Source organism: Acinetobacter lwoffii, from assembly GCF_024129435.1.
Taxonomy (GTDB): domain Bacteria; phylum Pseudomonadota; class Gammaproteobacteria; order Pseudomonadales; family Moraxellaceae; genus Acinetobacter; species Acinetobacter lwoffii_F.
Map to the genome: position 1 here is coordinate 19,831 of NZ_JAMXXN010000027.1, position 13,685 is coordinate 33,515.

Annotated in this window: 11 protein-coding genes and 1 tRNA gene; 1 reads left to right on the forward strand and 11 read right to left on the reverse strand. The window is 44.9% G+C overall.

Translation table 11 applies throughout. The features are described 5' to 3' along the window. The first annotated feature begins 15 nt into the window (after positions 1 to 15). On the forward strand, positions 16 to 510 hold the full coding sequence (locus tag NI455_RS13270; RefSeq protein WP_253114591.1) for a DUF4442 domain-containing protein: 495 nt from the start codon (positions 16 to 18) through the stop codon (positions 508 to 510). A gap of 57 nt (positions 511 to 567) precedes the next feature. On the opposite strand, the gene NI455_RS13275 is transcribed toward NI455_RS13270, so the two are convergent. The 11 genes from NI455_RS13275 to NI455_RS13325 all read right to left on the reverse strand — a co-directional run. Beyond that, complete coding sequence (locus NI455_RS13275) at positions 568 to 933, reverse strand: glycine zipper domain-containing protein (protein ID WP_005108070.1); 366 nt, start codon at positions 931 to 933, stop codon at positions 568 to 570. A gap of 201 nt (positions 934 to 1,134) precedes the next feature. Then, on the reverse strand, positions 1,135 to 5,325 hold the full coding sequence (gene rpoC, locus NI455_RS13280) for a DNA-directed RNA polymerase subunit beta' (protein WP_044111741.1): 4,191 nt from the start codon (positions 5,323 to 5,325) through the stop codon (positions 1,135 to 1,137). Positions 5,326 to 5,476: 151 nt separating this feature from the next. Continuing rightward, positions 5,477 to 9,565, reverse strand: coding sequence for a DNA-directed RNA polymerase subunit beta (gene rpoB / locus NI455_RS13285; protein WP_004278610.1), 4,089 nt, complete (start codon positions 9,563 to 9,565; stop codon positions 5,477 to 5,479). Between the two features lie 307 nt (positions 9,566 to 9,872). Beyond that, positions 9,873 to 10,238 carry a 50S ribosomal protein L7/L12 gene (rplL, locus tag NI455_RS13290; RefSeq protein WP_004278611.1) on the reverse strand — a complete coding sequence of 122 codons (366 nt, stop codon included), beginning with the start codon at positions 10,236 to 10,238 and terminating at the stop codon, positions 9,873 to 9,875. A gap of 48 nt (positions 10,239 to 10,286) precedes the next feature. After that, entirely contained in the window at positions 10,287 to 10,793 is a 507-nt protein-coding gene (gene rplJ, locus NI455_RS13295) for a 50S ribosomal protein L10 (protein WP_004278612.1), read from the reverse strand. A 324-nt stretch (positions 10,794 to 11,117) separates the two neighbouring features. Continuing rightward, positions 11,118 to 11,813: a 50S ribosomal protein L1 gene (rplA, locus tag NI455_RS13300; RefSeq protein ID WP_004278613.1), complete on the reverse strand. Its 696-nt coding sequence runs from the start codon at positions 11,811 to 11,813 to the stop codon at positions 11,118 to 11,120. Between the two features lie 3 nt (positions 11,814 to 11,816). Then, positions 11,817 to 12,245, reverse strand: a complete 429-nt coding sequence (rplK, locus tag NI455_RS13305; protein ID WP_004278614.1) for a 50S ribosomal protein L11 — start codon at positions 12,243 to 12,245, stop codon at positions 11,817 to 11,819. 119 nt (positions 12,246 to 12,364) lie between these two features. Then, the gene (gene nusG / locus NI455_RS13310; RefSeq protein WP_004278615.1) at positions 12,365 to 12,898 is read right to left on the reverse strand and encodes a transcription termination/antitermination protein NusG; all 534 of its coding nucleotides are present in this window, start codon (positions 12,896 to 12,898) and stop codon (positions 12,365 to 12,367) included. A 7-nt stretch (positions 12,899 to 12,905) separates the two neighbouring features. Beyond that, positions 12,906 to 13,346 carry a preprotein translocase subunit SecE gene (gene secE / locus NI455_RS13315; RefSeq protein WP_004278617.1) on the reverse strand — a complete coding sequence of 147 codons (441 nt, stop codon included), beginning with the start codon at positions 13,344 to 13,346 and terminating at the stop codon, positions 12,906 to 12,908. A 74-nt stretch (positions 13,347 to 13,420) separates the two neighbouring features. Next, positions 13,421 to 13,496, reverse strand: a tRNA-Trp gene (locus NI455_RS13320). A gap of 52 nt (positions 13,497 to 13,548) precedes the next feature. Beyond that, positions 13,549 to 13,685, reverse strand: a 137-nt coding sequence (locus tag NI455_RS13325; RefSeq protein ID WP_079279704.1) for an EF-Tu C-terminal domain-related protein, incomplete at its 5' end; no start/stop codon positions are given.

Sequence of the window (13,685 nt, forward strand, 5' to 3'; positions counted from 1 at the left end):
AAAAAGAATGTCAGTATGAGCCTATTCCAGAAAATTCAAAAACTGCCTCTGGTTTCAAAATTTATTCTGAACCGCTATGCCCCTTATCGTGGTGCAGGCATTGAAATTGATAAGATTGATTTTAATAATTATCACGTTCGGGTCAAAATTCCGCTGACCCGTAAGAACCAGAATATTGTCGGTGTGCATTTTGGTGGCAGCCTGTATTCAATGGTCGATCCCTTTTATATGTTATTGCTGATGCATCATTTGGGGCCGAAATACCTGGTCTGGGATAAAGGCGCCAGCATTCAGTTTTTGGCACCGGGTCGCGGTACAGTGGTGGCGGACATTCGGATTTCTGCTGAAGAAATTGCCACGATTATCAATCTGGCAGCCGATAATGCGCCAGTGTATCGGCATTATCAGCTGAATATTTATGATGAAGCCGGGGTCAGAATTGCCGAAGTAGAAAAAACAGTATATATCCGGCGTAAACAGAGCAAAGGGAAAATTAACTCTCCTAAATAAGATAAAAGCGCCACATTGGCGCTTTTAAATCTAGATGAATCTGAAGTGACTTTCGACTTAACGACGACGGTTATCCTGTTCAATCGCAGCACCGGCACCACCACCGATTGCGCCACCGATTGCAGCACCCGCATTACCACCGAAGATACTTTTACCGACTGCGGAACCAACAGCACCACCTACACCACTATAGGTCGCATTACGGTTTGAACCGCCTTGGGATTTACTACCCACTGCAGCACCGGCACCACCACCTACAGCTGCACCAACGCCACCGCCGACTTTATTACCAACACCACCACCGACTGCACCACCAAGGGCCGCAGCACCGATCCGTTGCTCATTGGCAGACATACTTTCACAACCCGCCAACATAAAGGTGGAAAGAGTGGCAACTGCCATAACACCCATTAATTTTTTCATGACCTTGGCCTTCCTGTCTTGCTTTAATTAAGCTTATCTTCATTTTATGAAACTAAAATCTGTAGCGTGTTACTTCTCTCGGTATTCCTGCTGAGTTTTGTAAATATCAATGGATTATTCTTCTGTTCAAGCTGTCTTATTTATAAATTTCAGACAAAAAAAGACGCCCGAAGGCGTCTCTTTTCTCAGCTTTAACTCGAATTAGAATTCTTCGTTAAATGCCTGGCTAAGCGCTTGGTCTACATCAGAGAAGTCATTGTGCAGTTCAAATTCTGCAGCTTCTGCTTCTTGACGACGACGCTCTAGGTGGTAAGCCAAACCTGTACCCGCTGGGATTAGGCGACCTACAACCACGTTCTCTTTCAAGCCACGTAAGTCATCTTCTTTACCTGTTACAGCCGCTTCAGTTAACACACGCGTGGTTTCCTGGAACGATGCAGCAGAGATGAACGAGTCAGTAGAAAGCGATGCTTTGGTAATACCCATCAATTGACGTTCAAACTTCGCAGGGAACTTGTTTTGTGCAAGAACTGCTTGGTTTTCTTGAACAACGCGGATGTAATCCACTTGTTCGCCTTTGATAAAGCTGGTATCGCCGCCATCAGTGATATCAACTTTACGCAGCATTTGACGTACGATGACTTCAATATGCTTGTCGTTGATTTTTACACCTTGCAGACGGTATACGTCCTGAACTTCGTTCACGATGTAGTTTGTAAGCGCAACTTCGCCTTTCAAACGTAAGATATCGTGCGGGTTCTGTGGACCATCAGAAATAGTTTCACCACGGTTCACATGTTCGCCTTCGAACACGTTAATCGTACGCCATTTCGGAATCAGTTCTTCATAAATCTCAGAACCATCATCCGGCGTAATCACCAGACGGTTCTTACCTTTGGTCTCTTTACCAAAGCTTACAACACCCGACACTTCTGCAAGGATTGCATGCTCTTTCGGCTTACGTGCTTCGAACAAGTCAGCTACACGCGGCAGACCACCGGTAATATCACGGGTACGTGAAGTTTCTTGTGGTACACGACCGATGACATCACCGACACCAATCGTTTCGCCATCGCGCACAGAAAGAATCGTGTTTTGTGGCAGGAAGTAGAACTGCTCACCACCATCTACTGTGTCTAACACAACAGCAGGACGCAAATCTTTACCTGACGCAGGACGTGAAGTCACTGGCAAGATTTCGATGGTTGACATACCTGTTGCATCATCAGTTTTAGAAGTAACCGTCACGCCATCAGCAATCTGGCTGAAACGCACTTTACCAGCAACTTCTGTTACCAATGGATGTGTATGTGGATCCCAAGTCGCCACGATACCGCCTGCTTCTACAGCTTCGCCATCTTTGAGCAAGATAGAGGCACCGTAAGGCAGTTTGTAACGCTCACGCTCACGACCTAAATCATCCGCAATACCGATTTCACCTGAACGTGAAGTCGATACCAAGTGACCTTTGGCATGTTGTACGGTTTTCACATTATGGAAACGTACTGTACCCTGGTTACGAACCTGCACGCTGTTTGCAGCAGAAGTTCGGCTCGCAGCACCACCCACGTGGAAGGTACGCATTGTTAACTGTGTACCTGGTTCACCAATCGATTGAGCTGCCATAACACCAACAGACTCACCCGGGTTCACCTGATGACCACGTGCCAGGTCACGACCGTAACATTTCGCACATACACCAAAGGTTGATGCACAGTTCACGACTGAACGCACTTTAATTTCGTCGACACCCTGGCTTTCGATAAACGCAGCCAGTTTCTCGTCAATTAAAGTATTACGTGGAAGCAGAACTTCATCTGTACCCACTTTCTTGACATCTTCAGCAACTACACGACCCAATACTCGTGCACCCAGGTTTTCGATGACATCGCCACCTTGAATGAACGGAGTCATTACCAGACCGTCATACGTACCACAATCCGGCTCGGTAATAACCAAGTCCTGCGCAACGTCTACTAGACGACGCGTCAAGTAACCAGAGTTCGCAGTCTTCAATGCTGTATCGGCCAAACCTTTACGCGCACCGTGTGTCGAGATGAAGTACTGAAGTACGGTCAAACCTTCACGGAAGTTCGCTTTAATTGGGGTTTCAATGATCGAGCCATCCGGCTTCGCCATCAAACCACGCATACCCGCCAACTGACGAATCTGAGCTGCCGAACCACGGGCACCCGAGTCAGACATCATATAGATCGAGTTGAATGATTTTTGCTTCTCGTCTTCACCCTGTTTGTTCTTCACAGTGGTGAAAGACAAGTTGTCCATCATCGCTTTAGCAACCTGGTCATTGGTACGCGCCCAAATATCGACCACTTTGTTATAACGTTCGCCGGCAGTTACGAAGCCTTGTTCGAACTGTTGTTCGATTTCACGAACTTCAGCTTCCGCTTTACCAATAATTGCTTGTTTTTGCGGTGGAATAACCATGTCTTCCATACCGACAGAAACACCTGAACGCGTCGCTTGACGGAAGCCCAAGTACATCAACTGGTCAGCGAAGATAACAGTATCTTTCAGACCCAATTTACGGTAGCAAGAGTTAATTAACTTCGAGATATTTTTCTTGGTCATCTCAACGTTAATTTGCTGGAAATCCATACCTTCAGGCACAACTTCCCAAAGTAGGCAACGACCAGGCGTCGTATCTACAATAATGGTTTGCTGTTCACGGTTACCATCTTCGTCGATCACAGTCTGGTGTACACGTGCTTTAACGCGAGCGTGTAGATCAACCTGACCTGTTGCGAGTGCACGGTTTACTTCGTGAGTATCCGCGAACACCATGCCCTCACCTTTGGCATTGATTGCATCACGCGTAATGTAATACAAGCCCAAGACAACGTCCTGAGACGGTACGATGATTGGCTCACCGTTCGCTGGAGACAAGATGTTGTTCGTTGACATCATTAACGCGCGAGCTTCAAGCTGAGCTTCAAGTGTTAATGGTACGTGTACCGCCATTTGGTCACCATCGAAGTCGGCGTTAAACGCAGCACATACGAGTGGGTGTAGACGGATCGCTTTACCTTCAATCAGGATCGGCTCAAATGCTTGAAGACCCAAACGGTGAAGGGTTGGCGCACGGTTCAACATCACTGGATGTTGACGAATCACGTGAGCAAGAACGTCCCAAACTTCTGGGGTTTCGCGCTCAACCATTTTCTTCGCAGCTTTAATGGTGGTTGCTTGGCCAGATGCCTGTAGTTTCGCGAAAATGAATGGCTTGAACAGTTCAAGCGCCATTTTCTTCGGAAGACCACATTGGTGCAAACGCAGGTTTGGACCAACAGTAATTACCGAACGACCAGAGTAGTCAACACGCTTACCAAGTAAGTTTTGACGGAAACGACCTTGCTTACCTTTGATCATGTCTGCCAAAGATTTAAGCGGACGCTTGTTCGAACCGGTAATTGCACGACCACGACGACCGTTATCCAGCAATGCATCTACAGACTCTTGCAACATACGTTTTTCGTTACGTACGATGATGTCTGGCGCTGCAAGGTCAAGAAGACGCTTCAAACGGTTGTTACGGTTGATCACACGACGATAAAGATCGTTCAGGTCAGAAGTCGCGAAACGACCACCTTCAAGTGGTACAAGCGGACGAAGGTCTGGTGGAAGAACTGGAAGTACAGTTAACACCATCCATTCTGGCTTGTTGTTCGAATCGTTGAATGCTTCCATCAACTTCAAACGCTTAGACGCTTTTTTCAGCTTGGTTTCTGAAGTTGTAACAGGAATTTCTTCACGAAGACGCGCAATTTCAGCTTCAAGATCGATGTCTTTCAACAAGTCTTGAACTGCTTCAGCACCCATTTTCGCTGTGAATTCATCACCGTGTTCTTCTAATGCATTGAAGTATTCTTCATCATTTAGAAGCTGGTATTTCTCAAATGGAGTCATACCCGGATCAGTAACCACATAAGATTCGAAATACAATACGCGTTCGATATCACGTAGCGTCATGTCTAATAATAGACCGATACGGCTAGGCAATGATTTCAAGAACCAGATGTGTGCAACTGGAGACGCCAGCTCGATGTGACCCATACGTTCACGACGAACTTTCGCAGTTGTTACTTCAACGCCACATTTTTCACAAATGACGCCTTTATATTTCATACGCTTGTATTTACCACACAAGCATTCGTAATCTTTCACTGGACCAAAGATTTTGGCACAGAACAAACCATCACGTTCAGGCTTGAACGTACGATAGTTAATGGTTTCTGGCTTTTTAACTTCACCGTGAGACCATGACTTAATCATTTCTGGTGACGCAAGACCAATACGGATGCGGTCAAACTCTACTGGAGCATGACCGTCTGAATCCGTCTTTTTGCGCATGATATCGAGCAAGTCTTTCAATTTTTTTCTCCGTGTGTTGTGGAGATTTTCACTCAACAACTGGGTCACAAATATTGTTTTTTAACTGAATTTTAATCCCCCTCAGTCCCCCTTTGTTAAGGGGGAAGCCCTCTTTATCAAAGAGGGGTTTGGGGAGATTAAATGGAACTAATTAGTCACCATTTTTCAGTTCAATGTTGATACCTAAAGAACGGATCTCTTTGGTCAATACGTTGAACGATTCAGGCATGCCCGGGTCCATATAATGGTTGCCATCTACAATGTTCTTGTAGATACGGGTACGGCCTTCAACGTCATCCGATTTCACAGTCAGCATTTCTTGTAGCGTATATGCTGCACCGTAAGCTTCTAGTGCCCAGACTTCCATCTCACCGAAACGCTGACCACCGAATTGTGCTTTACCACCAAGCGGCTGTTGCGTAACTAGAGAGTAAGAACCAGTTGAACGCGCATGCATCTTGTCATCAACCAAGTGGTTCAGTTTCAGCATGTACATGTAACCAACAGTTACCGGACGATCGAAACGCTCACCAGTACGACCATCATATAATACTGTCTGACCAGTACTAGACAGGCCTGCAAGTTGTAACAACTCTTTGATCTGACCTTCTTCAGCACCATCGAATACAGGAGTAGCCAAAGGCACACCAGCACGCAAGTTGCCAGAAAGTTTCAAGATTTCTTCATCAGTCAGGCTATCAAGATCTTCTTGCTCGCCACCAACTTTGTTGTAAATCTTGTCCAGGAAATCACGAAGCTCAAGTACAGTACGTTGCTCTTTCATCATCTTGTCGATTTGATCGCCAAGACCTTTCGCCGCCATACCCAAGTGAGTTTCAAGAATCTGACCCACGTTCATACGCGATGGTACGCCAAGCGGGTTCAATACGATATCAACAGGTACACCGTTGGCATCATGTGGCATGTCTTCTACCGGCAGGATGTTTGATACAACACCTTTGTTACCGTGACGACCCGCCATCTTATCACCCGGCTGGATGCGACGTTTTACAGCAAGATAAACTTTAACTACTTTCAATACACCAGTCGTCAGTTCATCGCCTGTAGAAAGTTTGCGTTTTTTCTCAGCAAATTTCTCGTCAATTTCGAAGCTCTTCTCTTTCAAGAACACTTGAATTTGAGTTAAACGTTCAGCAATTGCTTCATCAACTGGTTGAATTTCAAGAAGATCAACAAGCTCTAAACCAGACAACACATCTTCAGACAGTTTGTCGCCACGTTTAGTTGTACCGCCACCATTCGACTCTTGGCCATTCAGTAGACGGATTACACGTTCACGTGCAGCTTCTTCGAAGATTTTAAATTCTTCTTTCAAGTCTTTACGGTATGCGTCCAATTGTGCTTTTTCAATTGCTTGAGCACGTTCGTCTTTTTCAAGACCGTCACGTGTAAACACTTGAACGTCAATCACAGTACCTTTTGTACCTGATGGAACGCGTAAAGATGAGTCTTTTACGTCAGCTGCTTTTTCACCGAAGATTGCACGTAGCAATTTTTCTTCCGGCGTCAACTGGGTCTCACCTTTAGGGGTTACTTTACCAACAAGGATATCGCCAGCAGTTACTTCAGCACCGATGTAAACGATACCTGACTCGTCCAGTTTAGACAGAGCAGCTTCACCTACGTTCGGAATATCAGCAGTGATTTCTTCCGCACCCAGTTTGGTATCACGTGCAACACATGATAATTCCTGGATATGAATAGATGTTAAACGGTCTTCTTGAAGTACACGCTCAGATAACAAGATCGAGTCTTCGTAGTTGTAACCGTTCCAGGTCATGAACGCTACACGCATGTTCTGACCCAGTGCCAGCTCACCGCCATCAGTCGATGGACCATCAGCCAGTACATCACCACGACCTACTTTATCGCCCAGGTTTACAAGAACTTTCTGGTTGATACAAGTGTTCTGGTTCGAACGGGTGTATTTGATCAGGTTGTAGATATCTACACCTGCTTCACCTGCGATCATTTCGTCTTCATTCACACGAATAACCACACGAGACGCATCAACAAACTCGATACGACCACCACGCTGAGCGATCACACATACACCTGAGTCATGTGCTACGTTCGCTTCCATACCGGTACCAACAAGCGGCTTGTCAGCAATCAACGTCGGAACTGCCTGACGTTGCATGTTCGAACCCATTAATGCACGGTTGGCATCATCGTGTTCTAGGAATGGAATCAGTGATGCTGCTACAGATACGACCTGCTGAGCAGATACATCCATATGCGTTACTTTTTCAGGAGGAATACGTACGAAGTCACCCTGATGACGAACAGATACAAACTCTTCTGTTAAGTTACCGTCTTTATCCATTGCAGAATCGGCCTGTGCAATGACAGTACCTACTTCTTCAATCGCAGACAGGTATTCAACTTCATCTGTTACACGACCATCAACAACCTTACGGTATGGGGTTTCCAGGAAACCAAAGTTGTTACATTTCGCATAAACAGAAAGCGAGTTGATCAAACCAATGTTTGGACCTTCAGGCGTTTCAATTGGACATACACGACCGTAGTGAGTTTGATGTACGTCACGTACTTCAAAGCCTGCACGTTCACGCGTCAAACCGCCAGGACCAAGCGCAGAAACACGACGTTTGTGCGTAATCTCAGATAACGGGTTGTTTTGATCCATAAACTGAGACAACTGGCTTGAACCAAAGAATTCTTTGATTGCAGCAGCAACAGGTTTCGCATTGATCAAATCTTGCGGAGACAGGTTGTCAGTTTCAGCTTGAGATAGACGTTCTTTAACAGCACGTTCTACACGAACCAGACCTACACGGAATTGGTTTTCTGTCATTTCACCCACAGAACGAACACGACGGTTACCCAAGTGATCGATATCGTCGACTTCACCTTTACCGTTACGGATTTCAACTAATGTTTTTAATACATCAGTGATATCTTCGTTCGAGAGAATGCCTTCAACCTCACGTGACTTCTGGTCTGTACCCACTTCGTAAGGACGACCCAAACGACGGTTGAACTTCATACGACCGACTGGAGATAGGTCATAACGTTCAGAAGAGAAGAACAAGTTGTTGAATAAGTTTTCAGCAGCTTCTTTTGTTGGTGGCTCGCCCGGACGCATCACTTTGTAGATTTCTACCAATGCTTCTTCACGATTGCTCGTTGTATCTGCACGTAGAGAATCTGCAACGAATGAACCGCGGTCGATATCATTGGTGAACAAAATATTAAACTGCTTCACGCCGCCTTCTGCAATTTTCACCATGATTTCATGACTTAATACAGTATTGGCTGCAATCACATCACCATCTTTTAATGGGATGTCTTCAGCAGTGATACGCTCATACAGGTACTCATCAGGCACTGCAAGTTTTTCAAGACCTGAAGCTTCCATTTGACGTACATGACGCGCATTGATACGTTTACCTTGCTCAACAATTGCCTTGCCATCCTTGTCCAGGATATCAAATTGTGCCATTTCGCCACGCAGACGTTCAGGCACCAGGTCAATCTGGTAGCTACCCATGTCAAGATACACAGGTACTTTCTCGTAGAACATGTTGAGAATGTTTTCGTTGCTGTAACCCAAGGCACGAAGTACCACAGTCGCAAGCAATTTACGACGACGGTCAATACGTACATAGACTAAGTCTTTGGCATCGAATTCAAAGTCTAACCATGAACCACGGTAAGGAATGATACGCGCTGAATAAAGGACTTTACCACTTGAGTGAGTCTTGCCTTTATCGTGGTCAAAGAATACGCCTGGTGAACGGTGTAATTGTGACACGATCACACGCTCGGTACCGTTAATCACAAAGGTACCGTTATCCGTCATTAATGGCATTTCGCCCATATAGACTTCTTGTTCACGTACGTCTTTAATTGACTTCGTTTCACGATCTTTCAGGATCAAACGAATTTTTACACGCATTGGTGCTGCATAAGTTGAGCCACGAAGGATACATTCGCGTACATCAAACTCAGGCTTACCAAGACTATACTCAACAAATTCTAAAGCAGCATTGCCAGAATAACTTTCAATAGGAAAAACTGAACGAAATGCGGCTTGGAGACCGATATCTTCGCGGTTTTTTGGTGATTTGCCATCTTGTAAGAATGTTCTGTACGAGTCGACTTGAATCGCGAGCAAGTACGGAGCATCCATGACGCTAGGCAATTTACCAAAATTCTTACGGATCCGTTTCTTTTCGGTATATGAGTATGCCATCTGGAGTCCTCGGAAAGTGTAAACCAAGCCCGCCTGCAGAACGGGCTCAGAAGGAATTACGCTGGCCGATATGGCCACCACTCTTTACAAATGCTGCAATTTTTAGTGGTATTAAAACGCTTATCAATATTTTTTAATGAAAAATATTGGTAAACGTTTGTTCATTATGTTTATTTTCAATTTGTATGATTTTTATATCATGCAAACAAAAATCGAGCCGATTATTGTAACGCAAAAAGGCTGATGACCCAAGAGCCATCAGCCAATTTTTGGAGCCGATTATAAAAAAACCGGCTCCCTTAAGAAATTACTTAAGAGTAACTGTAGCACCAGCTTCTTCAAGTTTCTTCTTAAGCTCTTCGCCTTCTTCTTTAGAAACGCCTTCTTTAAGAACTGCAGGAGCGCCTTCAACCATGTCTTTAGCTTCTTTCAAGCCAAGGCCAGTCGCTTCACGAACTGCTTTAATTACAGCAACTTTGTTCGCGCCGAAAGAAGTCAATTCAACATTGAATTCAGTTTGTTCTTCAGCAGCAGCAGCAGCAGGACCAGCAGCAACAGCTACGGCAGCAGCAGATACATTGAATTTCTCTTCGAAAGCAGAGATAAGTTCAACAAGTTCAAGAACAGTTTTTTCAGCAACTGCGTTTAGGATTTCTTCGTTTGTTAAAGCCATGAGATTAACTCCAAATGGGTATTGAATGATGTGTGTTTAAGTTTGAGCTTAAGCAGCTTCTGACTCGTTTTTCTCTTGAAGCGCTGTAAGTAAGCGGCCCAATTTCGAAATAGGAGCTTGAAGAACGTTTGCAAGCATAGTAAGCGCTTTCTCTTGGTTCGGAAGATTCGCGATTACGCTAACTTCTGCACCTTGATAAAGTTTGCCATCAAATGCAGCAGCTTTAAGTTCAAATGCTTTATTAGTTTTAGCGAATTCTTCGAACAAACGTGCAGCAGCACCCATGTCGTCTTCAGAATTCGAGAAAGCTAAGATTGTTGGGCCAACAAGGTTGTCGTTCAAGATATTGAATTGAGTATCTTGAAGAGCACGTTTAGCCAAAGTGTTACGAACGATACGTGTAGTAACACCAAGTTTACGCGCTTCAACACGTAGAGTAGTTAACTGCTCTACAGTCAAACCTTGGTAGTCAGCAACAACAGCAGCAAATGCAGTAGAAGCAACTTCAGCTACTTCAGCTACGATCTGTTTTTTGCCTTCGATAAGAAGAGCCATTGTAAAACCTCCTAACGGTGATTTATGTACTTACGCGAAGTACACTCCCAATTCGCAAGACCATCACTGGACTCACACGCGGAGGATGAACAAATCACACCACCGCGTCTACGCAGGCTGGGCTATTAAGAGAGAAGCATAAAACTCCCCTCGCCCGCGGTCTTTGACGCTGATAAATTTTCATTTATCAATTCAAAGTTTGCCTAAATTATCCCCTCTCCTCATAGGAGAGGGCTAGGGAAAGGTTTAATCCTCTTCCCGACCTTCTCCCAGAGGGAGAAGGAGACATCTTCAGGGCTTTAAAATTCTGTAATAAGTCGAGACTTATTTAGAAACGTTTGCTACATCAACGATCAAACCAGGACCCATAGTTGAGCTCAAAGTGATCTTTTGAATGTATACGCCTTTAGACGTAGCAGGTTTCAAACGCTTCAAGTCAGCAACAAGTGCTTCAACGTTTTGACGAACAGCAGCAGCTTCAAAACCTACTTGACCGATCGCAGCATGGATAATACCAGCTTTGTCTACGCGGTAACGTGCTTGACCAGCTTTTGCATTTTTAACTGCAGTAGCAACGTCAGGAGTTACAGTACCCACTTTAGGGTTTGGCATTAAGCCACGTGGACCAAGGATCGTACCAAGTTTACCTACAACGCGCATTGCATCTGGAGCAGCAATTACTACGTCAAAGTCAAGGTTACCCGCTTGGATGCTTTCAGCAAGATCGTCGAAACCAACAACGTCTGCGCCTTCAGCTTTAGCAGCTTCAGCAGCAGCGCCTTGAGCGAATACAGCTACACGTACAGTTTTACCAGTACCTGCAGGAAGTGTAGTCGCGCCACGAACAACTTGGTCAGATTTACGAGGATCAACACCTAGGTTTACCGCGATATCTAGAGATTCTTTGAATTTAGGAGCTGGAAGGCTCTCTAAAACTGCAACAGCTTCTTCTAGCGTGTAAACTTTGTGTGCTTCTACAGCAGCTACAATCGCTTTTTGACGTTTAGTTAATTTAGCCATGTCTTAAAGCTCCACTTCCAAGCCCATAGAACGCGCAGAACCAGCAATGGTACGTACACGTGCGTCTAAATCAGCACCAGTCAAATCTGGCTCTTTAGTAGTCGCGATTTCTTCGATTTGAGCACGAGTCAACTTACCAACTTTAGTTTTGTTAGGTACAGCTGAACCCTTCTGGATACCAGCAGCTTTCTTAAGAAGAACAGCAGCAGGTGGAGTTTTCATGATGAATGTGAACGACTTGTCGTTGTACACAGTGATCACGACTGGAATTGGCAGACCAGCTTCAACTTTTTGTGTCGCAGCATTGAATTCTTTACAGAATGCCATGATGTTCACACCACGTTGACCTAGTGCAGGACCAATCGGTGGAGATGGATTCGCTTTACCAGCTGGAACTTGCAGCTTGATATAGCCGTCAATCTTCTTAGCCATTTCAAATTACCTCTGGGTGCAAACGCCGGTGAAGGCTCCCCAATGATTTCAAGTAACGATACCGTTACAACAACAATGCCTGACTTATAAATAAGTCAGGCGTTTTCAACCCATACAAATTAGACTGATTTTTCGACTTGACGAAATTCCAATTCAACTTGAGTTGGTCGGTTAAATACATTAATGGTCAGCGTTAAACGCGACTTTTCGTACTGAACTTCTTCCACCACACCTTTAAAGTCGGTGAATGGCCCGTCAACCACGAGTAATTCTTCGCCTGGTTCAAACATCGTCTTAGGACGAGGCGCTTCACCAGTATTGCGTACACGCGCAAGAATCGCATCTGCTTCTTTTTGCGTAATCGGTGCCGGTTTTTCAGCCGTACCACCAATAAAACCTAAAACTTTTGGACATTCTTTAACAATGTGCCAAGTATCATCGTTCATTTCCATTTCGACTAGGACATAGCCAGGAAAGAACTTACGCTCTGATTTACGCTTCTTGCCATCCTTCATCTCTACCACTTCTTCGGTAGGAACAAGGACTTCACCAAAGCTATCGGCAACAGCGCTACGCTGGATTCGATCATTAAGCGAACGCATCACTTGTTTTTCATAACCTGAATAGGCATGAATAATGTACCAACGTTTCATAGCTCTCTTACCCGATAATAAACTTCATTAACCAGCCTAAAATATAGTCAAAACACCACAATAAGATGGATGCAATTACGACTACAACAAGAACTTGCCAAGATGTGGACATCGTCTCTTGCTTGGTAGGCCAGGTCACTCGACGCAACTCAATTCGTGCATCTTTCAGCAGACGAATAAAGCCTTTGCCTTGATGGGTGGCGTATAATAAACCGAATGCTGCAACGATACAAGCCAAAATCACCCCAACGCGCACCCAAATATCATTCGCAGGTGCCCAGTACGCTGGTAAATATTGGTTTACCATCATTGCACCAACCAATAAAATCAAGGCGATAACCCATAGAACCATGTCTAATGGAGAACCAGAACTTACATCTACTGCAGGATTATTTCTTTGAGGAATTGCCGCTTCGCCTAATGCGTCGCGTGATTTTTCATTCGACATTTTTGTACTCGTCGTAGGTTTCGCGACTTATTATATGACCAATTTTGCCGACATCAAGCGTCTTTTTAGAAACTTGGCAGGTCAGGAGGGACTCGAACCCCCAACATTCGGTTTTGGAGACCGACGCTCTACCAATTGAACTACTGACCTGCAAAACAACAAGTTGGAGCCTAAGCTCCAACCTGCTTGTCTTATTCTATGATTATGCAGTTACTTTAGCAACTACACCAGCACCAACTGTACGACCGCCTTCACGGATCGCAAAACGTAGACCTGGGTCCATTGCGATCGGGTGGATTAGCTCTACTGACATCTCAACGTTGTCACCAGGCATAACCA

Excerpts from the sequence above, each read along its gene's own strand:
- rplJ (WP_004278612.1), bottom strand. The coding sequence starts at position 10,793 with ATGGCTCTTCTTATCGAAGGCAAAAAACAGATCGTAGCTGAAGTAGCT.
- rplK (WP_004278614.1), bottom strand. The coding sequence starts at position 12,245 with ATGGCTAAGAAGATTGACGGCTATATCAAGCTGCAAGTTCCAGCTGGT.
- NI455_RS13275 (WP_005108070.1), bottom strand. The coding sequence starts at position 933 with ATGAAAAAATTAATGGGTGTTATGGCAGTTGCCACTCTTTCCACCTTT.
- rplL (WP_004278611.1), bottom strand. The coding sequence starts at position 10,238 with ATGGCTTTAACAAACGAAGAAATCCTAAACGCAGTTGCTGAAAAAACT.
- NI455_RS13270 (WP_253114591.1), top strand. The coding sequence starts at position 16 with ATGAGCCTATTCCAGAAAATTCAAAAACTGCCTCTGGTTTCAAAATTT.
- rplA (WP_004278613.1), bottom strand. The coding sequence starts at position 11,813 with ATGGCTAAATTAACTAAACGTCAAAAAGCGATTGTAGCTGCTGTAGAA.
- secE (WP_004278617.1), bottom strand. The coding sequence starts at position 13,346 with ATGTCGAATGAAAAATCACGCGACGCATTAGGCGAAGCGGCAATTCCT.
- rpoB (WP_004278610.1), bottom strand. The coding sequence starts at position 9,565 with ATGGCATACTCATATACCGAAAAGAAACGGATCCGTAAGAATTTTGGT.
- nusG (WP_004278615.1), bottom strand. The coding sequence starts at position 12,898 with ATGAAACGTTGGTACATTATTCATGCCTATTCAGGTTATGAAAAACAA.